This window comes from Streptococcus mitis (genome assembly GCF_023110375.1).
GTDB classification, from domain to species: Bacteria; Bacillota; Bacilli; order Lactobacillales; family Streptococcaceae; genus Streptococcus; species Streptococcus mitis_CI.
On record NZ_JALDVV010000016.1, the window covers coordinates 18,995 to 44,731 of the forward strand.

Sequence of the window (25,737 nt, forward strand, 5' to 3'; positions counted from 1 at the left end):
TGTGAGATAAAACGTGCTGTCGGTAAAAGCAAGCCCCTACCGATACAACCTAAAAACACTCTTCACAACTATCTCCCCGTGTTTTATTGACTATTCTAGTATAGCACACTTTTAGAATTAAGAAAAGACTTTTTATTTACTTTCTTTCGCTTCTTCTATCGATAGGAAAATCATAGGTAAAATAATCAAGGCCATAGCTAGAAGAAGGGACCAATCCACTACTAAACCTAAAAATAAAACACTCAAAAGGGCAGAAGAGAGAGGTTCACTGGCACTAATAACGGAAACCACCAAAGGAGAAACCAAGGACACAGCCTTCATGGAAATAAAAAAAGCAAAAGCTGTCCCAAAGAAAGCAATAATGAGACAAATCAAGATACTCCAAATATCAGGAGTAAAGGAGAGCTTGTAAACAGGGGAAAGGACATTGCTAAATAAACCTGCCAAAATCATCCCCCACCCAACCGTGGGTACAAAACCATAACGCTTAGCAAAAGGTTGAGGTAAGATAACATTAAACATGACCCCCATGGCACTCAGCAAACCCGTCACAAGTGCTAGTGGTGTCATGGATAATTGAGAGAGATCTCCCTTTGTCGCCATCAGGCAAACACCCAACATGGCAACCAAAACATAAAGAATAGCACTTTTTGACGCTCGTTTTTGATAAACCAAGCGATTGTAAAAGAGGATAAAGACAGGGCTAATAAACTGTAAAATAGTTGCTGTCGCTGCATTAGAATATTCTACGCAGAGGTAGAAAAAATACTGAACTGAAAAAATCCCCAAAATAGCATAGGCTAAAAAGGGTAGGTAATTTTTCTTATCTCGCCAAATATCTAGCACTTGCGATTTTAATTGCACTGCAGACCAAATGAGCACAAGACTCCCTGCCAGTGTCAAACGCATGGAGGTAATCCAGCCCGAAGACACCTGATAATGAGTAAAGAAATATTCTCCTAAAATTCCACAGATTCCCCAGATTAAGCCAGATAGGAGCGAATAGATGGTTCCTTTAACAATCTTTTTCTGATACTGATTCATACCTTTATTGTAACACGAAAGGAAAAAAGAAAAAAGTGGCAATCAATGCCACTTTCCTATCTTCTACTATTTGGTTGTGTAGATGATGAACTTGATGTACTGCTAGAACTACTACTTGAACTTGGCGTAGATGAGAAACTACCAATAATACTTGACCAAGCATTTTGATAATCTGCTTCACTTCCTCCAATAGCAAAGTGATAGCTTGTTGTAGGAGCTCCCGCCTTATTAGCCCAATAGCTCGTTACAGTAGAACCTGAAAGATCAACTGTTTTTCCATTAACGGATACTTTGCCTGGCTTCTGTCCTGTAGATCTGAGGACCTGAGATTGGGTCACACTAGAATCAATATTAAAGCGTTCATTGCCCCAAACACCAGGCTCAGCCTGTTGGATAGCATTGACCAAGTGGGCCATATATTTGGCATTTCGATAATGCCCAGCCCCCTTAGCCATTGGGCGGTTGTCATCGTGACCTAGCCAACCACCTAGAGTCGATCTTGGTGTCGAAAGCATGAGCCACATATTTTCATCTTCATTGGTTGTACCAGTCTTACCAATCCAGTCTGCACGAGCTAGGCTTGAATTGATAGAAGCCAAGTCCGTTTGGAAACTTGAAGTGATTCGAGATGAAATCACCTCACGAAGCAAACTCTGCATAATTGTTGCTGTTGCCTTCGAATACACTTGAACTGGTTTGTCTTGGAATTCATAGATTACTCTACCATCAGATGATTCAATCTTAGAAATCACATGTTTCTGATGGTATACACCGTTATTAGCAATTGTTTGATAACCATTGGTATGCTGGGCAACTGTGACTTCAATCCCACCACCCATAGGCAGACTTTCGATACCGTACTCCGGAATCTCGTAACCCATTTTCTCCATGTAACCCTTGACATCCACACCCTTCTCACGTAGCATGCGATAGGTCCAATAGGCTGGGATATTCCACGAATAGTTCAAGGCTTCACCCAAAGTCATCATGCCTGTACCTGGACTATTTACATACATGATAGGATTGCCATTAGAGAATTTTGTCGGATAATTGGACAAGATACTAGCGCTTCCCATCAAACCTTGGTCAATGGCAATACCGTAGGCCAACAAAGGCTTGGTTGTAGAGGCTGGCGAACGCTTGGTGTCGAAGGCGTGATTGTTTTGGTTAGTCTGGTAATTACGACCACCAACAAAACCTAGAACAGCCCCCGTTTTATTGTCCATCAAAACATTCCCTACTTCAGGCTGCCCAGTCGAATCATCTACCAAACGACCATAGTTAGCAACTGCATTTTGCATAGCGTTATGAATTTTTTTATTGATCGTTGTAGTGATTTTATAGCCACCGTTACTTAGTTCCTGCTCAGCTCGCTCATGATAGGCCTTTTGAATCGACTCGTTTTTCAACTCTTGGCTAGAGACATTGTCCTGTTGAACTAAATAATCATACATACGGTCTGTCGCTTCAGCCATAGCTGTAAAGTAGAGATAATCTCTCGAAACAGCATTGACAGTTCCTGATGGCAAGAAATCTTGCTTGAGATTATAATCCTTGTACTGGTCGTATTCTTCCCGAGTCAGAGCACCCGTACGGTACATGTTGTAGAGAACATCCTTAGCCCGCTTCAAACCAAGCTCTAAGTCTTCATCACTCTTTAACTCTCCAGTATTTTCATAAGGGGAATAAGTAATCGGACTCTGTGGCAAGCCTGCTAGGAAGGCGGCTTGGGGAATACTCAGCTTGTTGGCATCGATACCGAAAATCCCTTCAGCAGCTTGCTGGGCACCTGCAATATTCTGTCCTTTATGATTTCGACCAAAGGGAGCAACATTGAGATAAGTGGTCAAGATTTCATCCTTACTCATGTTTCGTTCCAAGGCAAGGGCATCAACAATTTCTGTAGCCTTACGAGCTAAAGTCGGAGCATCTCCAACCACTTGTTGTTTGATTAACTGTTGGGTCAAGGTCGAGCCCCCGCTAGATGAGCCCAAACCTGCAAAGGTTCCCAAAGCCGCCCGAATCACAGCTTTTGGCACAACCCCATTATGTTCAAGGAAATGTTCATCCTCAGTAGCAACGATAGCCTTTTTGAGATTGTCCGATATTTCCTCAGATGAAACAGAAGTTCGCAGTAGGTCGCTCTCGATAGAAGCAATGACACTCCCATCTGCGTAAACAATTTCTGAGATGGAAGAAATATTTTTAACCTGCTTGACCAAGTCCTCCGATTGGGGAACCTTGGCCTTGTCAAACAAAGCAACTCCATAACCAAGAGCTACACCAGCACCAAAAAGCCCACCGATAAAGCCTAGAATAAAGAGAGTATTCAAAATTCCCTTGATAACAACTAAAATGCTACCTAGGATAGCCAGAACTTTCCCACCTGTCCCATCCGACTGCTTCTCTTCTGAGACTTTCTCTGATTTTTTATGATTTATTTTTGATTTTACTAGCTGGAAAAATTCCAGCATTTTTTGTTTTAATTCATTTAATTGATTTTGCATGGATTTCCTCACTGTAACTATTATACCATAAAAGGTAAACTTTCAATAAAATAGCCACTTTCTTCCCTATTCTACTAGGCTATTGCCCAAGTTTGTGATACAATAGGTAGAAACAATATTTTTAAAAAGGAGAAAAGACACATGCACATTTTTGATGAGCTAAAAGAGCGTGGTTTGATTTTTCAAACGACTGATGAAGAAGCTTTGCGTAAAGCCCTAGAAGAAGGTCAAGTTTCTTATTATACTGGCTACGATCCAACTGCTGACAGCCTTCACCTAGGCCACCTTGTCGCAATCTTGACAAGTCGTCGCTTGCAACTAGCAGGTCACAAACCTTATGCGCTCGTTGGCGGTGCTACAGGTCTCATCGGAGATCCGTCCTTCAAAGATGCTGAGCGTAGTCTCCAAACAAAAGACACAGTAGAGGGCTGGGTCAAGTCTATCCAAGGGCAACTTTCTCGTTTTCTTGACTTTGAAAATGGTGAAAATAAGGCTGTCATGGTCAACAACTACGACTGGTTTGGCAGTATCAGCTTCATTGACTTCCTCCGTGACGTCGGAAAATACTTCACTGTCAACTACATGATGAGTAAGGAATCTGTGAAGAAACGGATCGAGACAGGGATTTCTTACACTGAGTTTGCCTACCAAATCATGCAAGGGTACGACTTCTATGTCCTTAACCAAGACTACAATGTTACTCTGCAAATCGGTGGTTCTGACCAGTGGGGAAATATGACAGCTGGTACCGAATTGCTTCGTCGTAAGGCTGACAAGACTGGTCACGTGATCACTGTTCCACTCATCACAGACGCAACTGGTAAGAAATTTGGTAAGTCAGAAGGAAACGCAGTTTGGCTTAACCCTGAAAAGACTTCTCCATACGAAATGTACCAATTCTGGATGAACGTGATGGATGCTGACGCTGTTCGCTTCTTGAAAATCTTTACCTTCTTGTCACTCGATGAGATTGAAGACATCCGCAAAGAGTTTGAAGCGGCTCCACACGAACGCTTGGCACAAAAGGTCCTCGCTCGTGAAGTCGTGACTCTTGTTCACGGAGAAGAAGCTTACAAAGAAGCCCTTAACATCACCGAGCAACTCTTTGCTGGAAACATCAAAAACCTTTCTGTCAAAGAACTCAAACAAGGACTTCGTGGAGTGCCAAACTACCAAGTAAAAGCAGACGAAAACCACAATATCGTGGAACTCCTCGTGTCATCTGGTGTGGTGAATTCAAAACGCCAAGCCCGTGAAGACGTCCAAAACGGAGCTATCTACGTCAACGGCGACCGTATCCAAGACCTTGACTATGTCTTGAGTGACGCAGATAAGTTAGAAAACGAACTCACTGTTATCCGCCGCGGGAAGAAGAAATACTTTGTGTTGACTTACTAAATTGTTAAACATTTACCTATAAACAAAGGAGTTACCCTCGAGAAAGGTAACTCCTTTTTGCTGTGAATAGTCCCCACCTATCCCTTAATAGACAGGCTACGCAGGACTATGCGTAAGGTTGTTAGATTATGTAGGATAGAGAGGTTTGAAGGACTGAGCCAATTAAACAAGCCAAAGCCAATCAAACTACTATTTACGACAACGGTATCTTGAATATTCTTCTTGATGAGTGTTTGCAAAGATGATGATAGCCAATCCAACTCTTGGAAGAAATCCAAACGATTATCTAACAATAAGATATCGCTCATCTGCTTAGAAATATCTGCACTCTCATTCATCACCACACCGATATCTGATAGGGTTAGAGCCGCTGAGTCATTCAATCCATCTCCAACCATCAAAATCGTGTGACCTGCTTTCTGCAGTTCCTCTACTAACTCAAATTTCCCATCAGGTTTCAAGTCTGTATAGACCTGATCAAAGGGCAAATCTTTGACTAATTCCTCTGTCCTAACCAAGGTGTCCCCTGTTGCCAGAATCAATTTTTTCCCTTGTGCCTTAAGTTTCTCCAAGGCTGCTTTTGCTTCTTTTCTCAAAGGAGTATGAATGCAGAACATTCCAATCAATTCATTCTGATAAGCCAAGAATAAGAGATTGTAGTGACTCTTGTACTCTTCAATTAAAGCATTTTGTTCTGAACTGATATGAATCTGCTCATCCTGCATCAAGACATAATTCCCAATAAGAACTGGTTGGCCATCTATATGAGATTTGATCCCCTTGCTTGCAATATATTGGAGTTTCCCATGCATTTCCTCATGTTCAATTCCCTCTATCTCAGCTTGCTTGACGATGGCATTAGCAATAGGATGATAAATGTGTTCCTCAAGACAGGCACTGATTCTGAGAATATCTTCCTCACTATAGTCCCCAAAAGGTAACACCTTTTCAACTATAGGATAACTAGTTGTGATTGTTCCCGTCTTATCAAACAAGAAAGTATCAACTTCCAGATATTTCTCCAGAACATCCCCATCCTTAATCACCATTTCACGGTTCAACCCCTCCTTGATAGCTGTCAAATAAGCTACAGGAGTAGAGATTTTCAAAGCGCAGGAGAAATCGACTAATAGGAAAGAAATAGCCTTAGAAAAAGAACCTGTTAATAGGTAAGTTAGCCCAGCCCCCAAGAAATTATATTTGACGACCTTATCCGCCATCTTGATGAAATAGCGTTGTTTCGTTTTCTTGTTTTCTTCAGATTTCTTCATTAACTCAATCAGTTGTAAAATCCGGCTGTTCATCTGATTATCGGTTACACGAATGCGTAACTCTCCAGTTTCTAATACTGTATTTGCACAAACCAAATCAGACTCTCTTTTTTCAACTGGAAAACTCTCTCCCGTCAAGGAACTTTCGTTGACCATACCTAAACCTGAAACTACTTGTCCATCAAACAGAATTTCATTTCCTTGAGATAGGACCAAGACATCTCCTATTTGAACATCGGAACTCTTGATACTAACAACCGTATCGCCCTGTACTAAGAATACGTCGCTCTCTTTTGCAAGAAGGCTTTGTTCTAAATCTGTTGCAGTTTTTTTCAAAGACCACTGATCTAAATGATTCCCCAAATCAAGCATAAACATGATATTGCTAGCTGTCTTGGATTGGTTCATAAACAAGGACAATAAAATCGCCGAACAGTCCAAGACTTCCATCGTTAGTTCCTTACGCGCTAGTGTTTGATAGGCTTCTCTAATATAACCCAAAGCCTGATAACAAGTCCATATATAGCGAATAGGATACGGCACAAAACTACGAAAAAGTACACGCTTAATCGCTGCACCTGAAACAATAGAATAAGCACTCTCTTCTCTACGAATGGGAAGAGTCATCAACTCAGAAACTTTCCCTTTATCAATTCTTTTTAAAAAGGCTTCTGCATTATCTAATACAGAAAAGCCTTCTTTTATGCGTAGAGTAAAGTGCTGTTGATCCATGTAAAACTGGATAGACTCAATCCCCTTTTCATCTCTCGCCAAGGAACGAAGATAGTCTTGAATATCCAAGGTGAGTGAAAAAGAAGATGATAGTCGGATATGTTGGTATCCTCTATGTAGCACTTTAAAAGACATATTATTCTCCTATAAGGCTATCTAATTGCTCTTCTTTTTTCTCTTGCTCGTACAAATATTTGGCATCTTGCAAGACATCGTCTCCATGTTGTTTCACAACAGAAACAGATGCATCTAGCCCGTCTTTCAACTTGTAAGCCTTAGCCAAAGCTTTAGAATAACCTTTTTTAGCTTCCTTACTTGCCAAGATTTTCAAACCAAGGGTACCAAATGCGACACCACCCAAAAAGAGTGATGATTTTTTCGCAACTTTTGCAACGGTTAATACTTCTTTTAACATACTTATTTCCTCCTTATCATTATTATATAGAAATTTAGATATAAAAGCAATTTTATTCTATAAATTGGAGAATTAGTTTTATTTCTACTGAATCTCCCATCTACTTATTTCTAAAGTTGCTTTCATTTGCCTCTTTTGATACACTTAAACTATGAATACAAACCTCAAACCCAAACTTCAGCGTTTTGCTTCTGCGACTGCCTTTTCCTGCCCTATCTGCCAAGAAAATCTGGCCTTGGTAGAGTCTAGCCTCAAGTGTAGCAACCGCCATTCTTTTGATCTGGCAAAATTCGGCTATGTCAACTTGGCTCCGCAAATCAAGCAATCTGCCAACTACGACAAGGAAAACTTCCAAAACCGCCAGCAAATTCTTGAAGCTGGTTTTTATCAGGCTATTTTAGAAGGTATCTCGGACTTACTAACAACTAATCCATCCGCAAAAACAGTCTTGGATATCGGTTGTGGCGAAGGTTTCTACTCTCGTAAACTCCAAGAAAGTCACTCTGATAAAACCTTCTATGCCTTTGACATTTCAAAAGACTCGGTCCAAATCGCAGCTAAAAGTGAACTCAACTGGTCAGTTAATTGGTTTGTCGGTGACCTGGCTCGACTTCCTATAAAAGACGCCAGTATGGATATCCTGCTCGACATCTTTTCACCTGCCAACTATGGGGAATTCCGTCGCGTTTTATCCAAAGATGGCATCTTGATCAAGGTCATCCCGACTGAAAATCACCTCAAAGAAATCCGTCAAAGGGTACAAGACCAGCTGACAAACAAGGACTATTCCAACCAAGATATCAAGGAACATTTCCAGGAATACTTCAGCATCCAATCTAGCCAAATAGCTTCCCTAACCAAACCCATCACAGCCGAGCAACGCCAAGCTTTACTTAGCATGACCCCCCTTCTCTTTCATGTTGACCAGACCAAAATTGACTGGAGTCAACTGACAGAGATTACCATTGAGGCAGAGATTTTGGTTGGGAAAGCACTGTAAATAAAACTTTCAGATAAGACAAAACCCGCACCTCCTCTTGAGGTGTGGGTATAAATCGCGATTTTTCAACTGTCTATCCGAAAAGTGGAAAAAATTTTAACCTCTCCATTTATTTTCGATTCGAAATAACAAATTTATCAATAAATAATAAGTGAAATGAGGCAAGTGTAATCCCCAAATAGCACCCATGATAAGAGATTTCTTGATGGGTAAGTGGAAAAAGAGTACGATTCCCCATCGAGAGTGATGACAAAACCACAAATAGTATCCAAAATAAATCAGTCCATTTATATTTTGAAAAATATTTTTTCCACATAAAAACACCTTCTTTCTTCACCACAATGCTATTATAATACAAATTATAAGCGGATACAAGAAATACGAGGCCATCAACTACGAAGAATCATGAGACTGAAATACAGTAAAAAGCAGTATTTCTAAAACTTCAACGTATCTATGATTTATCTCTTTTTAGACCTGATTGGCTAAAATCCACATCATTCAAAAAAGCGAATTTCAATTGAAATTCGCTTTTTTTACAAAGTGATTAGTATAAATTTTGTATCTTATACTCAATGAAAATCAAAGAGCAAACTAGGAAGCTAGCCGCAGGCTGTACTTGAGTACGGCAAGGCAACGCTGACGTGGTTTGAATTTGATTTTCGAAGAGTATTAGTTCAAGTGCCAGATATCTTCGTTATACTGAGCGATTGTACGGTCAGATGAGAAGAATCCTGCTTTAGAAATGTTAACGATAACTTTATCCAACCATGCGTCACGATCTTCGTAGTCAGCAAGCATTTGCTCTTTAACTTTGATGTAGTCTTCCAAGTCAAGAAGAGTCATGAACCAGTCTTTGTTGATCAATTCATTGTAAAGACGTTCCAAGCGCTCTTTGTTTCCAGCTGCAAGAACTACATCGCTAACGATGAAGTCAACCAATGGTTTGATAGCTTCACGAGCGTAGAATTCGCTTGATTTGTAAGCTGCTTTTTCGTAAAGGTCGATAACAGTTTCTGAATCTTCACCAAAGATGTAGATGTTTTCGTCGCCAACCAACTCAGCGATTTCCACGTTAGCACCGTCCATAGTACCAAGAGTCAAAGCTCCGTTCAACATGAATTTCATGTTACCAGTACCTGAAGCTTCTTTAGAAGCAAGTGAGATTTGTTCTGAGATATCACATGCTGGGATAAGGAAGCTTGCTGCAGTAACGTTGTAGTTTTCAACCATAACTACTTGCAAGTGTGGAGCTACTGCTGGATCGTTAGCAATAACTTCTGACATGCAAAGGATCAAGTGGATGATGTCTTGAGCGATTGTGTAGGCTGGAGCTGCTTTACCACCAAAGAAGATTGTGATTGGGCGAGCAGGGATGTTACCAGCTTTGATGTCAAGGTATTTGTGGATCACGTACAAAGCGTTCATTTGTTGGCGTTTGTACTCGTGAAGACGTTTGATTTGGATATCAAAGATAGAGTTTGTATTGATTTCCACACCTTGGTGTTCTTTCAAGTGACGAGCCAATTTACGTTTGTTGTGTGCCTTGATGCTTTCCAATTTTTCTTTGACAGCTGCTTTGTCTTCATAAGACAAGAGTTTTTCAAGCTCATCTGCTTCATGGTGCCAACCTTCTCCAATAATCTCATCCAAGTAGTGAGAAAGTCTTGGGTTAGCATGCATGAGCCAACGACGGAAAGTGATACCGTTTGTTTTGTTGTTGAATTTTTCTGGGTAAAGGTCGTAGAAGGCTTTCAACTCAGAATTTTTCAAGATTTCAGTGTGAAGTGCTGCAACCCCGTTAACGCTGTATCCGTAGTGGATATCCATGTGAGCCATGTGAACACGTCCGCTCTCATCGATGATTTGAACAGCTGGATCTTTGTATTCTGCTTTCACGCGACGGTCCAATTCTTCGATGATTGGTACCAAGTGAGGAACCACTTCTTGCAAGAATTCAAGAGGCCATTTTTCAAGGGCTTCAGCAAGGATTGTGTGGTTAGTGTAGGCAGTCATGCTACGAACGATTGAGATTGCTTCATCAAGTTCGATACCACGAGCAGTCAAAAGACGGATCAATTCAGGGATAACCATTGATGGGTGAGTATCGTTGATTTGTACAACTGCGTAATCAGCAAGGTCATGCAAGTTGCTTCCTTTTTCGATTGCTTCGTCGATGATCAATTGCGCACCGTTTGAAACCATGAAGTATTGTTGGAAGATACGGAGCAATTCACCTTGACGGTCACTATCATCTGGGTAAAGGAAAAGAGTCAAGTTGCGAGCGATATCTGTCTTGTCAAAGTTGATACCATCTTTAATGATTGAAGAATCAACTGAATCCAAGTCAAACAAACGCAAGCGGTTCTTAGTTTCTGTCTTGTAACCAGGTACATCGATATCGTAAAGAGTTGATGTCAATGTGAAGTGAGCAAATGGCACTTGGTAGCTACGGCTTGAGCGAACCAACCAGTTTTGCTCTGTCAACCATGCATTTGGAATTGTTTCTTGTTGGTTGTTTTTAAGAACTTGTTGGAATAGACCAAAGTGGTAGTTAAGACCAACACCGTCACCGTTCAAACCAAGAGTAGCAATTGAGTCGATAAAGCAGGCAGCCAAACGTCCCAAACCACCATTACCAAGAGATGGTTCCAATTCAACTTCTTCAACTTCGATCAAATCTTTACCTGCAGCTGCAAGTTCTTTTTTGACATCGTCGTAAAGACCAAGGTTGATCAAGTTGTTTGACAAAAGTTTACCAATCAAGAACTCAGCTGAGATGTAGTAAACTTTTTTCTTACCAGTGTTAACTGGTTTTTTGCTACTTGCAAGCTTGCTGTAGTTAAGAAGAGCCAGGTAAAGCTCTTCATTGCTACATTCTGCAATGGTTTTATTGTAACGATTTTGTACAAATTCTTGTAGTGATAACATGTTTAAGGTGTCTCCTGATATTGTATTATTTCTTTAAATCTACCAAATTTTCATTGATTCGGCGATAGATTGTTGTCAAGTCAAGCAAGCCTTCCTCGACAGCTGGTGTCAATTGATCGTCAGTCATACGCCAAGACCAGTTTCCACCAAGGGTAGATGGGAAGTTCATACGAGCTGCCTCATCTAATTCTAGCAAATCTTGCATAGTTGCAATTGCCATGAAGCTAACTGATGAAAAGACTGTACGAAGCATAGCATGTGGCACTGTTTCGTATTCTTTACGGTTAGTGTAGCGCGCCATGTACTCACGAGTCGCATCATCGATCTCGTTACGGTACCAACCAAGGACCGTATTGTTATCGTGTGTTCCTGTGTACATTACTGAGTTAGCAGGTGCCAAGTGTGGACTATCGATGCTTTCGTCTTCTGGGTTGAAGGCAAATTGAAGAATCTTCATTCCTGGGAAGCCAGTACGTTCACGCAATTCGATAACTTCATCAGTCATGAAGCCAAGGTCTTCAGCGATAATATTTAGCTCACCAAGTTCTTCCTTAACGGCTGCAAAAAGCTTGTAGCCAGGACCTTTGACCCACTCACCAGGTGCTGCTGTGTCGGAACCAGCAGGGATTTCCCAGTAAGATTCAAAACCACGGAAGTGGTCGATACGAACGATATCGTAGATTTTGAAGCTTTCACGCAAGCGTTCAATCCACCATTTGTAACCATCTTTGTCCATTGCTTCCCAGTCATAAATTGGGTTACCCCAAAGCTGACCAGTTGCAGAAAACTCATCTGGCGGGCATCCTGCGATGCAAGTCGCCTTACCGTTGACATCTGTCTTGAAGAGATGTGGATTTGCCCACATATCGCTTGAATCTTCCGCTACGTAGATTGGCATGTCTCCAACGATTTCGATGTGGTTGTCGTTAGCGTAAGCTTTTAATTTCAACCATTGTTGGAAGAAGAAGTATTGAGTCACACGGTGGTAAACCAACTTGTCTGCCAATTGCTCACGGTAGCTTTCAAGTGCTGAAGCTTTACGAGCACGAGCATCTGCATCTGGCCATTCAGTCCAAGCAAGATTATCAAAATGCTCTTTGATAGCCATATACTCTGCAAAGAGTTCAAGCCATGATTGGTTGTCTTGAGCAAATTTCTCAAAATCTTTAACATCTCCTACTTCCAAGAAACGTTTTACCGCTTTTTCTAAAAGAGGACGACGTGCATAGTAGATTTTCGCATAATCAACTTCAGACGCATCACTACCAAAGTCAACTCCTTCAAGGTCACTTGCTTGCAACAAGCCTTGTTCCACCAAGATATCTAAATCGATAAAATGAGTGTTCCCTGCGAAGGCTGAGAAAGATTGGTAAGGAGAGTCTCCGTAACTAGTTGTTCCTAGTGGAAGGATTTGCCAGTAACGTTGTTTTGTGCGAACCAAGAAATCTACGAAGTCGTAAGCACTTTTACCAAATGATCCGATTCCGTATGCTCCTGGAAGAGAAGAAATGTGCATCAACACACCACTTTGACGTTTTTTCATAATAAGCACCTCATGTGTTTATAGTTAGATATTACATTTTTATGAGCGCAAACGTTTGCGCTATTACTAGTATAGCTCATTTTCTTAATAAATGCAAGCGGTTTTAAATAACTTTTTTGATTATTTTTTAAAAATTTTTTCTTCTTACTCGTATATATATTCTTTCAGGAAACAAACAAAATAGGAATAAGGGGTTCACTTATCTCATTAAGCAAAAATAAAGTGAGAATCCTCTCTGCTTTCCATTTGTAAATTAGGCAATCGTTTTCTCAACTTTTTTTAAATTTAAAGCAAAACCGATTTTTGGGATTTTCTACTATTGTATGATGATAAAGCGTTTACTTTTTTTACAATTTTTTAAAAAATTTTTACGAAAAACACTTGCAACCGCTTTCCGATTGTGCTATACTAGTCCCATAAAGGAAAACGTTTGCGTTTCCTCATTATAAAATTTGTTATTCTTTAGGAGGAATACACTATGTCATCTAAATTCATGAAGAGCGCTGCTGTGCTTGGAACTGCTACACTTGCTAGCTTGCTTTTGGTAGCTTGCGGAAGCAAAACTGCTGATAAACCTGCTGATTCTGGTTCATCTGAAGCGAAAGAAATCACTCTTTACGTTGAGGACCAATACAAAGCTTATGCTGAAACAGTAGCTAAAGCTTATAAAGAACAATCAGGAACAACAGTTAACATCAAATCTGGTGACCAAATGGGTGGGCTTGACAAACTTTCTCTTGACAACCAATCAGGTCAAGCTCCTGACGTTATGATGGCTCCATACGACCGTGTAGGTAGCCTTGGTACTGACGGACAACTTTCAGAAGTGAAATTGAGCGACGGTGCTAAAACAGATGATAAAACTAAATCTCTTGTAACAGCTGCTGACGGTAAAGTTTACGGTGCTCCTGCCGTTATCGAGTCACTTGTTATGTACTACAACAAAGACTTGGTAAAAGAAGCTCCAAAAACATTTGCTGACTTGGAAAACCTTGCTAAAGATAGCAAATACGCATTCGCTGGAGAAGATGGAAAAACTTCTGCTTTCCTAGCTGACTGGACAAACTTCTACTTTGCATACGGACTTCTTGCTGGTAACGGCGGTTACGTATTCGGACAAAACGGTAAAGACGCTAAAGACATCGGTCTTGCAAACGACGGCGCTATCAAAGGTGTAGAATACGCTAAAACTTGGTATGAAAAATGGCCTAAAGGTATGCAAGATACTGAAGGAGCTGGAAACCTAATCCAAACTCAATTCCAAGAAGGTAAAACAGCTGCTATCATCGATGGACCTTGGAAAGCTCAAGCCTTCAAAGACGCTAAAGTAAACTACGGTGTTGCAACTATCCCAACTCTTCCAAACGGAAAAGACTACGCAGCATTTGGTGGTGGTAAAGCTTGGATCATCCCATCAAGCACTAAGAACCTTGAAGTTGCTCAAAAATTTGTAGACTTCCTTGTTTCAACTGAACAACAAAAAGCCTTCTACGATAAAACTAATGAAATCCCAGCTAACACTGAAGCTCGTTCATACGCTGAAGGTAAAAATGATGAGTTGACAACAGCTGTTATCAAACAGTTCAAGAACGCTCAACCAATGCCAAACATCTCTCAAATGTCAGCTGTTTGGGACCCAGCTAAAACAATGTTGTTTGAAGCTGTGAGCGGTAAGAAAGATGCTAAGACAGCTGCAAACGATGCTGTAACATTGATCAAAGAAACAATCAAACAAAAATTTGGTGAATAAGAAATTTGTTCAAGGGGGGTGGAAATCAAATCCCCCTTTGAATTTATCAATAGAAAACATATATAGTTTATGTTTTAACTAGAAACCAGTATCCTATGAAAGGAGTTATTATGGAAAAGCAACAACCTAGTAAAGCAGCCCTGCTGTCTATCATTCCTGGGTTAGGACAGATTTACAATAAACAAAAAGCCAAAGGTTTTATCTTCCTTGGTGTAACCATCGTATTTATCCTTTATTTCCTAGCACTTGCAGCCCCTGAATTGAGCAATCTTATCACTCTTGGTGACAAGCCAGGTCGTGACAATTCCCTCTTCATGCTGATTCGTGGTGCCTTCCATTTAATCTTTGTAGTTGTTTATGTACTCTTTTATTTCGCAAATATCAAAGATGCACATACAACTGCCAAACACATTAACAATGGCATACCAGTAGCACTTACCTTTAAAGAAATGGTCAAAGGAATCTATGAAAATGGCTTCCCTTACCTCTTGATCATTCCATCTTATGTTGCCATGACTTTTGCGATCATCTTCCCAGTTATCGTAACTTTGATGATTGCCTTTACTAACTATGACTTCCAACACTTGCCACCAAACAAATTGTTGGACTGGGTTGGTTTAACGAACTTTACGAACATCTGGAGTTTGAGTACCTTCCGTTCTGCCTTCGGTGCCGTTCTTTCTTGGACTATCATCTGGGCTTTAGCTGCCTCAACTTTACAGATCGTCATTGGTATCTTCACAGCTATCATTGCTAACCAACCATTTATCAAAGGAAAACGTATCTTTGGTGTTATTTTCCTTCTTCCTTGGGCTGTCCCAGCCTTCATCACTATCTTGACATTCTCAAACATGTTTAATGATAGTGTCGGTGCTATTAACACTCAAGTATTGCCAATCTTGGCTAAATTCCTTCCTTTCCTTGATGGTGCTCTTATTCCTTGGAAAACAGACCCAACTTGGACTAAGATTGCCTTGATTATGATGCAAGGTTGGCTTGGATTCCCATACATCTACGTTTTGACTTTGGGTATCTTGCAATCTATTCCTAACGACCTTTACGAAGCAGCTTATATTGACGGTGCCAATGCTTGGCAAAAATTCCGCAACATCACTTTCCCAATGATCTTGGCCGTTGCGGCACCTACTTTGATTAGCCAATACACCTTCAACTTTAACAACTTCTCTATCATGTACCTCTTCAATGGTGGAGGACCTGGTAGTGTCGGAGGTGGAGCTGGTTCAACCGATATCTTGATCTCATGGATCTACCGTTTGACAACAGGTACATCTCCTCAATACTCAATGGCGGCAGCTGTTACCTTGATTATCTCTATCATTGTCATCTCAATCTCTATGATCGCATTCAAGAAACTACACGCATTTGATATGGAGGATGTCTAAGATGAATAACTCAATTAAACTCAAACGTAGACTGACTCAAACCCTTACTTACCTCTACTTAATTGGCCTATCAATCGTGATTATCTATCCACTTTTGATTACCATCATGTCAGCCTTTAAAGCAGGTAACGTCTCAGCCTTTAAACTAGATACTAATATCGACCTCAATTTTGATAACTTTAAAGGCCTCTTCACTGAAACCTTGTACGGTACTTGGTACCTCAATACTTTGATTATCGCCTTGATTACCATGGTTGTTCAAACAAGTATCATCGTACTTGCTGGTTATGCCTACAGCCGTTACAACTTCTTGGCTCGTAAACAAAGTTTGGTCTTCTTCTTGATTATCCAAATGGTGCCAACAATGGCCGCTTTGACAGCCTTCTTCGTTATGGCACTTATGTTGAACGCCCTTAACCACAGCTGGTTCCTCATCTTCCTCTACGTTGGTGGTGGTATCCCGATGAATGCTTGGCTCATGAAAGGCTACTTCGATACAGTGCCAATGTCTCTAGACGAATCTGCAAAACTAGACGGTGCAGGACACTTCCGTCGCTTCTGGCAAATTGTTCTTCCACTTGTTCGCCCAATGGTTGCCGTACAAGCTCTCTGGGCCTTCATGGGACCTTTCGGAGACTACATCCTCTCTAGTTTCTTGCTTCGTGAGAAAGAATACTTTACTGTTGCCGTAGGTCTCCAAACCTTCGTTAGCAATGTGAAAAACATGAAGATTGCCTACTTCTCAGCAGGTGCTATCCTCATCGCCCTTCCAATCTGTATTCTCTTCTTCTTCCTACAAAAGAACTTTGTTTCAGGACTTACAAGTGGTGGCGACAAGGGATAATTTATCCCCGCCACCCTTTTTCATTTTGAAGCTTGTGACTATAAAAATATCCTTACAACAAGCAATTTGTCTCCTAGACTTGAAATAAAGCGCATTTCTCTATATAATAATACTCATATAGAAAACACCTTTTAGAAAGATACAAATGCTTCCATATCCATTTTCCTATTTTTCAAGTATTTGGGGATTTCGTAAGCCCCTATCCAAACGTTTCGGACTCAACTGGTTTCAGCTTCTCTTTACCAGTATCTTCCTTATCAGCTTGTCCATGGTACCCATTGCCATCCAAAACAGCTCACAGGAGACTTATCCGCTAGAAACCTTTATCGATAATGTCTATGAACCATTGACAGATGAGGTTGTCCAGGATCTCTCTGAACATGCTAAAATTGTTGATGGTAAATTTACTTATACAGGAACAGCTAGTCAAGCCCCTTCTCTTTTAATCGGTCCAAGTCAAAGCAAGGAATTACCTAAGGACTTGCAACTGCATTTCGATACGAATGAGCTCGTCATCAGCAAGGAAAGTAAAGAACTGACCCGTGTCTCTTACCTAGCGATCGAAACTGAGAGTTTCAAAAGTAAAGATAGCTTGACCCAAGCAATTTCTAAAGACTGGTACCAGCAGAATCGTGTCTATATCAGTCTCTTCCTAGTTCTCGGTGCAAGCTTCCTATTTGGTTTGAATTTCTTTATCGTCTCTCTAGGAGCTAGTCTTCTCCTTTATATCACTAAGAAATCACGCCTCTTTTCATTTAGGACCTTTAAAGAGTGCTACCATTTTATCTTGAACTGTTTAGGATTACCAACTCTAATTACGCTTATTTTGGGACTCTTTGGCCAAAATATGACAACCCTCATCACCGTACAAAACATTCTTTTTGTTCTGTATCTGGTCACTATCTTTTATAAAACGCATTTCCGTGATCCAGATTACCATAAATAGGAGATTTTTATGCCCGTTACGATTAAAGACGTGGCCAAGGCTGCTGGTGTTTCGCCTTCAACCGTAACCCGTGTTATTCAAAACAAATCAACCATTAGCGACGAAACAAAAAAACGCGTTCGCAAGGCTATGAAGGAGCTCAATTACCACCCTAACCTTAATGCTCGTAGCTTGGTAAGTAGCTATACTCAGGTTATCGGCTTGGTCCTTCCTGACGACTCAGATGCCTTCTATCAAAATCCTTTCTTTCCATCAGTCCTACGTGGCATCTCTCAAGTCGCATCTGAAAACCACTATGCCATTCAGATAGCAACAGGTAAAGATGCCAAAGAGCGTCTTAAAGCTATTTCTCAGATGGTCTATGGTAAGCGTGTAGATGGTTTGATTTTCCTCTATGCCCAAGAAGAGGACCCTTTGGTTAAGTTAGTAGCAGACGAGCAATTTCCTTTCCTTATCTTAGGTAAATCTCTATCTCCCTTCATTCCACTTGTCGATAATGACAATGTCCAAGCTGGTTTTGATGCGACAGAGTATTTCATCAAAAAAGGATGCAAGCGAATTGCCTTTATCGGAGGTACTAAGCGACTCTTCGTAACACAAGACCGTCTGACAGGTTACGAGCTAGCTCTAAAACAATACCAACTTCCTCTCGATACTAATCTGACTTACTTTGCTACTGAATTTCTTGAAGATAATGGTTATCGCTTTAGTAGACTTCTCTTCAAACACGATCCAAATATTGACGCTATTATTACCATTGATAGTCTCCTTGCTGCAGGGGTCTGTGATTACATCGCAAAACACCAACTGGATGTCCCTGTCCTCAGCTTCGACTCAGTCAATCCCAAGCTCAACTTGGCAGCCTATGTCGATATCAATAGTTTGGAGCTTGGTCGTGTTTCCTTTGAAACTATTCTCCAGATCATCAATGATGCTAAAAGCAATAAACAAATTTGTTATCGCCAGTTGATTGGACATAAAATTGTTGAAAAATAAAAACCAGCTCGCGCTGGTTTTTTAGTTACTAATTTTCTGTTTCAACGAATCGTCCCAAAATATGAACATTCTCAGATACAGAGACAAAGGCACCTGGGTCCACCTGTTTCATAATCTGTTTAAATTCATTAAACTCTGCACGTGTAATGACAGTGATTAAAACTGCCTTTCTTTCGTGATTATAGGTTCCTTCTGCATCGTGGATCATGGTTGCTCCGCGGTGCAATTTTTTATGGATTTTTTCAATAACCTTCACTGGATGATTGGTCACAATCATAGCCTGCATGCGTTTTTGCTTGGTAAAGACCGCGTCTGTCACCCGGCTAGAGACAAAGATGGTAATCATAGAGTAAAGAGCGTATTTCCAACCAAAGGTCAAACCCGCTATCAGCATGATAGTCCCATTTACCAAGAAAGAAATACTACCGACATTCCTCCCCGTTTTCTTGCGAATGGTCAGACTGACAATATCCGTCCCACCACTGGAGATATTATTGCGAAGAGCAAAACCAATCCCCAAGCCCATGACAACACCCCCAAAAAGGGCATTGATAATGGGATCCTCAGTCAAGGTCGCCACAGGCACAAACTGGATAAAGAAGGAACTCATGGATACCGTGATGAAGGTAAAGACGGTGAACTTATGCCCAATCTGATACCAAGCCAAGACCATCAAAGGAAAATTAATGGCGTAAAAGGTTAGCGAAATCGGGATATGAAAACCAAACCAGTGATTACTCAAGGCAGAGATAATCTGTGCCAGACCTGTCGCACCACTCGAATACACATGACCTGGTTGGAAAAAGAAATTGACCGCTACTGCTGATAAAAATCCATAGACCAGAGAGGCCGAAATCTTCTCATCATATTTTTCGCGAGAGATGCTTTGTAAGACACGTAAAATTTTTATCTGATGAGCAAAGCGGCGCAGATAATAGCGCCACCGCTTAATTCGTTTTGCTTGTTTCATCTTCTTCTACTTGTAAGCTGAGTTCCTCTAGTTGTTTGAGAGCTACTGTTGAAGGAGCTTGTGTCATTGGGTCACTTGCCTTATTGTTCTTAGGGAAGGCAATAACTTCACGAATATTTTCTTCTCCTGCTAAGAGCATGACAAATCGGTCAAGCCCGATAGCCAAGCCACCGTGTGGTGGGAAACCATAGTCCATGGCTTCAAGAAGGAAACCAAACTGGTCATTTGCTTCTTCGGCTGAGAAACCAAGAGCCTTGAACATACGTTCTTGAAGGTCTTTTTGGTTGATACGAAGGCTACCACCACCAAGCTCATAACCGTTCAAGACGATATCGTAAGCAATGGCACGAACCTTCGCCAAATCACCTTCTAATTCGTGAGCAGTCTCTTCCTGTGGAAGCGTGAATGGATGGTGGGCGCTCATGTAGCGGCCTTCTTCTTCAGACCATTCAAACATTGGCCAGTCAACCACCCAAAGGAAGTTGAATTTATCACTATCAATCAAACCAAGCTCTTTGGCAATACGTCCACGAAGGGCACCAAGCGTTGCATTGGCCACTTCAAGCGTATCTGCCACAAAGAGAACCAAGTCCTTGTCTTCAAGAGCAAGCGCTGTTGTCAATTCTGCTTGGATGCTAGTCAAGAACTTGGCAACTGGTCCGTTTAATTCTCCATCAACCACCTTGACCCAAGCAAGACCTTTGGCACCATACTGTTTGGCTACTTCGGTCATCTTGTCGATGTCTTTACGTGAATAGTTGTCCGCAGCTCCTTTGACCACAATTGCTTTTACAGCAGGTGCTTCTGAAAAGACTTTAAAGTCTACACCTTTGACTACTGCTGTCAGGTCCTGAAGCAACATGTCAAAACGGGTATCTGGCTTGTCAGAACCGTAAAGAGCCATAGCATCATCATATTTCATACGAGGAAATGGAAGCGTCACTTCGATGCCTTTAGTTTCTTTCATCACGCGCGCAATCAAACCTTCTGTGATATCTTGGATTTCTTGCTCAGTAAGGAAAGATGTTTCCAAGTCAACCTGTGTGAACTCAGGCTGGCGGTCACCACGCAAGTCCTCGTCACGGAAACATTTAACGATTTGGTAGTAACGGTCAAAACCAGCATTCATCAAGAGCTGTTTCGTGATTTGTGGACTTTGAGGAAGAGCGTAAAAATGCCCTTTATTAACACGAGACGGCACCAAATAGTCACGCGCCCCTTCAGGAGTTGACTTAGAAAGGAATGGTGTCTCCACGTCGATAAACTCCAACTCATCCAAGTAATTGCGAATAGAGTGGGTCACTTTAGCACGAAGTTTGAGGTTTTCCAGCATCTCTGGACGACGAAGGTCAAGGTAACGGTAACGCAAACGTGTATCGTCATTGGCCTCAATGCCATCCTTAATCTCAAATGGGGTTGTCTTAGCTGTATTAAGCACTGTCAGAGCTGTCACGTTTAACTCAACCGCACCAGTTGGCAACTTATCATTGGCTTGCTCACGAGCAGCGACCTGTCCAGTCACCTCGATAACAAATTCACTACGAAGGCTTTCAGCTGTTGCCATAACCTCTGCAGATACTTTTTCAGGATTGATAACCAACTGCATGATTCCTTCACGGTCACGAAGGTCGATAAAGATCAAACCACCCAAGTCACGACGACGGCCAACCCATCCTTTCAAGGTTATTTCTTGTCCGATGTGTTCCTCACGAACACGACCAGCATACATACTACGTTTCATTGTTTCTCTCCTCTTTTATTCTGTTACTATTTTACCATAAAAGCGCAGGCTCTTCATGAAAATCATCAGAAAAGTTTGCCAGTCTTTAAAAATCAAGTGAAGACTCTAAAAATTGACGCCCATACAAAAATCCGATGAAGTTCACCGGACTCTTTTATTTTGAATTGTTGCCTGCTTTACGTTTTTCAGCAATTTCAGCTGCCTTTCGAGGCAAGACAATCTCCGTTGTGTAAGCTGTCCCAAAGCGCAAGACACCTGCAATAGGGGCAAAGACAACTGCTAGATAGTTGTAGAAGAAATCGCCCTTAAAGGCATAAGCTAGCGCCCCAATGATGAAAAATAGAACAACTGCTTGAATCACTGCTAATAAAATTACTCGTTTCATGTGACCTCCTGACTCTATTATAGCATGAGAATCATCAAAAAGCTGACTAAATTATTCAAAGCGTGGAGAGAAATACTGTAGACCAGACCTTTTCTGCTAATATAAGCCAAGCCCAAACTAAAACCAAGGCTAAAATAGACAAAAAATTGTTGCACATCACCTGGGAAATGACCTAAGGCAAACAAAACACTAGATACCAGAAGGAAAAGCAGAGTTTGTTTACTATTGTCCTGCTTAGGAAAGAGGTAGCGTGCTAACATCCCTCTAAAGATAAGTTCTTCCGTCAAAGGAGCAAAAATAACGACCGCAAAGAATGAGAAAAGTGGTTGAGACAAGGTCAAGTCTATCGCTATTTGCTGATTTACTGAAGGATCATTTGGCAAGAAAAACTGGATAACCAGAGATAAGAACCAAACCAAGGCAGGAAGCCAAATAAATCGGTTGAAGCCACTCTTCTCAATACGAACAGGACCTTTCTGATACCATTTGTAAATACCGTACACATAAACTCCAGCCAAGGCCACATAGAGCAAGGTCACAGCATAGGGTGAAGCGCCTAAGGCAAGCGACGTAGTCGCGAGTACCTGAATGAAGCCATAGATGAATAAAAAGGATAGAATGGCTAGAAGAAACCAGCCAAGGTTTTTAAGTAGTTTCATAAAGTTCTCCTATCTTGCTTTATAGCTGTTTTTCAATACAAAGAGGTTTGCTATCCCTAACACAAGTACCCAGGCAAGTAACATACCGATGTTAGAAAAAGATATTTCTCCACCTTTTTTATTTAAAAGATTTACAATAGGACCAACGAACGAGTAATCCAACACTTTCTGAATCGTATCATTTTGAAGAGCAATCATGGGCAAAACAGAGACGATAAACATAGGAAAGATACTATAAACTTGCGCTTTAGACTGAGTATCTGACACCGCACCGATTAGAAGGTTGAGAAAAATAACACTAATAGTTGCTAGAATCAAATAGATAACATAGGCAACTAAATAACCCGATACATCTACTTTAAGATAGACTGGTAGTAAAATCATTCCAAGCAACATAATCAACAAAGGGAGGACGAGCATACTAATAGTATATTCTGTTGCTGTCACACCACTTAGGATGAGTGATTTAAGATTGCGCTTTTCCTTATCTTCTGCCATCATAATCGATACCATATAACCACTTCCCATGCTCAAGACCATAGTCAAACTCATAGAAAGGAGAAACGTACTCAATTCTCCATTCTTATTCATGAATGCATTATATAGAACAGCCAGTCCAAAAGGCAACAATAGAGTCGCCAACAAAGTTGAATTGCTGATAAGAACTTGTAATCTTAACCATAGTAGGGCATTTAATTTTCTAAACATCTAACTTTTCTCCTGTCAATCTGATAAAGATTTCTTCTAGAGTTGGCTCACAAGAGTGAACCACCATCAAATCTGTCGTGTCTAAATGTGGTAATTCTTCAAATGGAACTATCTGTTCTCGTCCATCATTATAAACCACACGTACTTTCTTATCCACATGGTACTTCTGGATAATATCTTGTGGACTTCCATACTCTATTAAGTTCCCCTTATTCAAAAGAGATAAGCGATCACAAAGCAGAGTTGCTTCATTCATATCATGCGTGGTCAGAAAGATAGTTGTCCCCGCTTGCTTTAATTCTTGAAGTAGGGTATGAATCATCTTAGATGTTGTAGGGTCTAAGCCACTGGTTGGCTCATCTAGAAAGAGAATCTTAGGTGCATTAAGAAGGGCACGAGCCAAGAACATTCGTTGTTTCATTCCTGTAGATAGTTTTTCTGCGATAATATCTTTAGCATCTGCCAATCCAACCTGTTGGAGCACCTGATTTACTCTATCTGACTTGAGACCATATAACTTAGCGTAGATGAGCAAATTTTTGTAAAGACTCATCTTTTCATAAAAACCACTGCCATCACTAACAATACCAATTTGTTCCAAATCATTTGAAGTTAAATCTTGAGAATTCTTGCCTAGCAAAACTGTTTTACCTTGATCTGCAGCCAACTGACCTGTCAAGACATTGATCATGGTTGTTTTACCTGAGCCAGAAGGGCCAAGAAAACCAAAGATTTCACCTTCCTTAATCTCAAAAGAAATCTGATGAAGAGCTTTTTTGCTCCCAAAACTTTTGCTTACATTTTCAACACGAATCATAGAAACTCCTTTATTTGAAATAACGTTTCACCATAGGCAACTGCACCACATTGATATAAACATGGATTGCTCCAACAAGCAAGAAGGCTAGTAGCTGAATCTCTCCTGTCAAGAAAGAAATGATAAAAAGAAAAATATATAAGACTGGTAAGACATAGTTATTTAATTGGAATAAAATTCGAAAACTCTGTTCCAAATTAGCCTGACGCTCCCCTTCATCATAAGAATTAATATAGTTCAAGACCTCCTTTGGTGTAGAGAAAAGATCCAAATCAAACTGACGAACAATCGCAATTGTTTTAGAAAGATATTTTTGACTCTGCAAGAACAGCACTAATTCCAAAAAGGAAAGGGAAAATGTTATACGACTTACATCGAGTACAATTACTTCACTACCTGAGATGACAAGAGCCAATAAAATCGCTACACTTGTAATATTAGAAGTAATGTTTCCAAACTCAAGATTACGATACATTTGCACATAATAGGTTTCATTCAGATCATCATCCATTTCCTCTTGATACAAGGAGTGAAATTTTCTGCTTTTCTTTAAGAAATTGAACGTCAAAACAATGCCAACGAAACCTAATAGTAAACAAATAGCTGATATCCATGGTATCAAAATTTTTACATCTAACATAATTCCGTGGAATTCGGCACCAGCCTTCAACATATCTACAAACATGTACAAAAAAACTCCCAAGACAAAAGGAATTAAAAATAACAAGCCATGTTTCTTTTTCATATTCATTCTCCTTTTTCACTTGCTAAATTGTTTGCTTTCTTTTCAATCCATTCAATTACTGGTATGAGAGCAAAGTAGGCCCAAATAAATTGGTCACTTTGATACGTATTAAACCAGCCTAAGTCTATCCCAATCAATAGAAATACGCTGACTAATAGAGCTATAGAAACTATATAATAGATCACTTTATACTTGTTCATCACTCGTCCTCCTCCAAACGAAATACCGATTCGACTGTTTCGTTGAAAATCTGAGATATTTTCAGGGCAATTACAATGGACGGGGTATATTCGTCCCGTTCTAATAGACTGATGGTCTGCCTGGAAACCCCTGCCAGCTTGGCCAGGTCGGTTTGATTGAGACCATCACGAGCCCGAAGCTCTTTTAGACGATTTTTTAGTTGCATGTTACACACCTACTCTCCGTCAAATTCAACGGCTTGGATATCCTCAATACGTTGCAACTTGAATTTTTCTTTCCCATTTTTATCAACATGACGTAGTTTGACCCATTCCTCATCAACATCCACAACTTCCCATAAAGATGTTCCAAACACTTGTCCAACGATTGTTGGATTTTTCCCAATTAATTCTTGCAATAATCTTGACATTTCTATATTTCCTTTCTCTTTTCTCTCGATTACCTTTAACCTCTTCTCTAACCGCTTGATTTTTTTAGATTGACTACTATAAATCAAGACGAGAAAAGGTAAAAAAATCCATACCCACATGTGGCTCCCTCCTATTTCTTAACTTGAATTTATTGTAACACATCTTTTTCTTTTTGACAAGTATATTTGTCAAAAAGTTTATGATTTTTGTCATTTTGCAAAAGAAAAAGGTCAGGGATAAAATCCGGCTCTATAATATTTGTAGTGGGTAAATCCCCTATGGATATTATGGAGCCTATTTTGTTGTAGAAAAAAAGTCCCA

At 40.5% G+C, this 25,737-nt stretch carries 24 protein-coding genes; 7 read left to right on the forward strand and 17 right to left on the reverse strand.

Features of this window, described 5'->3' with window-relative positions; genetic code table 11:
- Window positions 1–132: 132 nt before the first annotated feature.
- Window positions 133–1,044 carry a DMT family transporter gene (locus tag M1G12_RS08830; RefSeq protein ID WP_024056840.1) on the reverse strand — a complete coding sequence of 304 codons (912 nt, stop codon included), beginning with the start codon at window positions 1,042–1,044 and terminating at the stop codon, window positions 133–135.
- Between the two features lie 56 nt (window positions 1,045–1,100).
- Window positions 1,101–3,551, reverse strand: coding sequence for a penicillin-binding protein PBP1B (gene pbp1b / locus M1G12_RS08835; RefSeq protein ID WP_247949767.1), 2,451 nt, complete (start codon window positions 3,549–3,551; stop codon window positions 1,101–1,103).
- A gap of 141 nt (window positions 3,552–3,692) precedes the next feature.
- Between pbp1b and tyrS the strand changes: the two genes are divergently transcribed.
- Window positions 3,693–4,949 carry a tyrosine--tRNA ligase gene (gene tyrS / locus M1G12_RS08840; protein ID WP_044020095.1) on the forward strand — a complete coding sequence of 419 codons (1,257 nt, stop codon included), beginning with the start codon at window positions 3,693–3,695 and terminating at the stop codon, window positions 4,947–4,949.
- Between the two features lie 77 nt (window positions 4,950–5,026).
- On the opposite strand, the gene M1G12_RS08845 is transcribed toward tyrS, so the two are convergent.
- Both M1G12_RS08845 and M1G12_RS08850 read right to left on the reverse strand, forming a co-directional pair.
- Entirely contained in the window at window positions 5,027–7,087 is a 2,061-nt protein-coding gene (locus tag M1G12_RS08845; protein WP_000008775.1) for a heavy metal translocating P-type ATPase, read from the reverse strand.
- 1 nt (window position 7,088) lies between these two features.
- Entirely contained in the window at window positions 7,089–7,367 is a 279-nt protein-coding gene (locus M1G12_RS08850) for a DUF6110 family protein (protein WP_000910910.1), read from the reverse strand.
- 151 nt (window positions 7,368–7,518) lie between these two features.
- Between M1G12_RS08850 and M1G12_RS08855 the strand changes: the two genes are divergently transcribed.
- Entirely contained in the window at window positions 7,519–8,367 is an 849-nt protein-coding gene (locus tag M1G12_RS08855; protein ID WP_001095532.1) for a putative RNA methyltransferase, read from the forward strand.
- Window positions 8,368–8,476: 109 nt separating this feature from the next.
- Here M1G12_RS08855 and M1G12_RS08860 read toward each other — a convergent pair whose 3' ends face one another.
- From M1G12_RS08860 to malQ, 3 genes are all read right to left on the reverse strand, one after another.
- Entirely contained in the window at window positions 8,477–8,683 is a 207-nt protein-coding gene (locus M1G12_RS08860; RefSeq protein WP_009013759.1) for a hypothetical protein, read from the reverse strand.
- A gap of 356 nt (window positions 8,684–9,039) precedes the next feature.
- The gene (glgP, locus tag M1G12_RS08865; RefSeq protein WP_084864389.1) at window positions 9,040–11,298 is read right to left on the reverse strand and encodes a glycogen/starch/alpha-glucan family phosphorylase; all 2,259 of its coding nucleotides are present in this window, start codon (window positions 11,296–11,298) and stop codon (window positions 9,040–9,042) included.
- Window positions 11,299–11,323: 25 nt separating this feature from the next.
- Entirely contained in the window at window positions 11,324–12,841 is a 1,518-nt protein-coding gene (malQ, locus tag M1G12_RS08870) for a 4-alpha-glucanotransferase (protein WP_247949768.1), read from the reverse strand.
- Between the two features lie 478 nt (window positions 12,842–13,319).
- On the opposite strand from malQ, the gene M1G12_RS08875 reads away from it, so the two are divergent.
- The 5 genes from M1G12_RS08875 (at window position 13,320) to M1G12_RS08895 (ending at window position 18,780) form a co-directional block, all read left to right on the forward strand.
- Window positions 13,320–14,591: an extracellular solute-binding protein gene (locus tag M1G12_RS08875; RefSeq protein ID WP_247949769.1), complete on the forward strand. Its 1,272-nt coding sequence runs from the start codon at window positions 13,320–13,322 to the stop codon at window positions 14,589–14,591.
- A 110-nt stretch (window positions 14,592–14,701) separates the two neighbouring features.
- Window positions 14,702–15,994 carry a sugar ABC transporter permease gene (locus tag M1G12_RS08880; protein WP_247942558.1) on the forward strand — a complete coding sequence of 431 codons (1,293 nt, stop codon included), beginning with the start codon at window positions 14,702–14,704 and terminating at the stop codon, window positions 15,992–15,994.
- 1 nt (window position 15,995) lies between these two features.
- Window positions 15,996–16,838, forward strand: coding sequence for a sugar ABC transporter permease (locus tag M1G12_RS08885; RefSeq protein ID WP_001065648.1), 843 nt, complete (start codon window positions 15,996–15,998; stop codon window positions 16,836–16,838).
- A 145-nt stretch (window positions 16,839–16,983) separates the two neighbouring features.
- Complete coding sequence (locus M1G12_RS08890) at window positions 16,984–17,784, forward strand: DUF1189 domain-containing protein (RefSeq protein WP_247942559.1); 801 nt, start codon at window positions 16,984–16,986, stop codon at window positions 17,782–17,784.
- A 9-nt stretch (window positions 17,785–17,793) separates the two neighbouring features.
- The gene (locus M1G12_RS08895; protein ID WP_247949770.1) at window positions 17,794–18,780 is read left to right on the forward strand and encodes a LacI family DNA-binding transcriptional regulator; all 987 of its coding nucleotides are present in this window, start codon (window positions 17,794–17,796) and stop codon (window positions 18,778–18,780) included.
- Window positions 18,781–18,808: 28 nt separating this feature from the next.
- Here the strand turns inward: M1G12_RS08895 and M1G12_RS08900 are convergent, their stop codons facing one another.
- The 10 genes from M1G12_RS08900 to M1G12_RS08945 all read right to left on the reverse strand — a co-directional run bounded on the left by M1G12_RS08900 (window position 18,809) and on the right by M1G12_RS08945 (window position 25,535).
- Window positions 18,809–19,750, reverse strand: coding sequence for a YitT family protein (locus M1G12_RS08900; RefSeq protein WP_000806281.1), 942 nt, complete (start codon window positions 19,748–19,750; stop codon window positions 18,809–18,811).
- Window positions 19,728–21,491 (reverse strand): aspartate--tRNA ligase, encoded by a 1,764-nt coding sequence (gene aspS, locus M1G12_RS08905; RefSeq protein WP_247949771.1) that lies wholly within the window; start codon window positions 21,489–21,491, stop codon window positions 19,728–19,730. The genes M1G12_RS08900 and aspS overlap by 23 nt, the downstream gene beginning before the upstream one ends.
- 154 nt (window positions 21,492–21,645) lie before the next feature.
- Entirely contained in the window at window positions 21,646–21,876 is a 231-nt protein-coding gene (locus M1G12_RS08910; RefSeq protein ID WP_000832185.1) for a hypothetical protein, read from the reverse strand.
- A 17-nt stretch (window positions 21,877–21,893) separates the two neighbouring features.
- A complete protein-coding gene (locus M1G12_RS08915; protein WP_247949772.1) occupies window positions 21,894–22,535 on the reverse strand; it encodes a CPBP family intramembrane glutamic endopeptidase in 642 nt (213 codons plus the stop codon).
- A gap of 9 nt (window positions 22,536–22,544) precedes the next feature.
- On the reverse strand, window positions 22,545–23,243 hold the full coding sequence (locus M1G12_RS08920) for an ABC transporter permease (RefSeq protein WP_247949773.1): 699 nt from the start codon (window positions 23,241–23,243) through the stop codon (window positions 22,545–22,547).
- Complete coding sequence (locus tag M1G12_RS08925) at window positions 23,236–24,060, reverse strand: ABC transporter ATP-binding protein (protein ID WP_000621677.1); 825 nt, start codon at window positions 24,058–24,060, stop codon at window positions 23,236–23,238. The genes M1G12_RS08920 and M1G12_RS08925 overlap by 8 nt, the downstream gene beginning before the upstream one ends.
- A 10-nt stretch (window positions 24,061–24,070) precedes the next feature.
- Complete coding sequence (locus M1G12_RS08930) at window positions 24,071–24,805, reverse strand: DUF3169 family protein (RefSeq protein ID WP_247949774.1); 735 nt, start codon at window positions 24,803–24,805, stop codon at window positions 24,071–24,073.
- A 2-nt stretch (window positions 24,806–24,807) separates the two neighbouring features.
- Window positions 24,808–25,005 (reverse strand): hypothetical protein, encoded by a 198-nt coding sequence (locus M1G12_RS08935; RefSeq protein WP_247949775.1) that lies wholly within the window; start codon window positions 25,003–25,005, stop codon window positions 24,808–24,810.
- Window positions 25,005–25,211 (reverse strand): helix-turn-helix transcriptional regulator, encoded by a 207-nt coding sequence (locus M1G12_RS08940; protein ID WP_001176229.1) that lies wholly within the window; start codon window positions 25,209–25,211, stop codon window positions 25,005–25,007. The genes M1G12_RS08935 and M1G12_RS08940 overlap by 1 nt, the downstream gene beginning before the upstream one ends.
- Window positions 25,212–25,220: 9 nt before the next feature.
- Window positions 25,221–25,535, reverse strand: a complete 315-nt coding sequence (locus tag M1G12_RS08945) for a hypothetical protein (RefSeq protein WP_084864367.1) — start codon at window positions 25,533–25,535, stop codon at window positions 25,221–25,223.
- Window positions 25,536–25,737 lie beyond the last annotated feature (202 nt).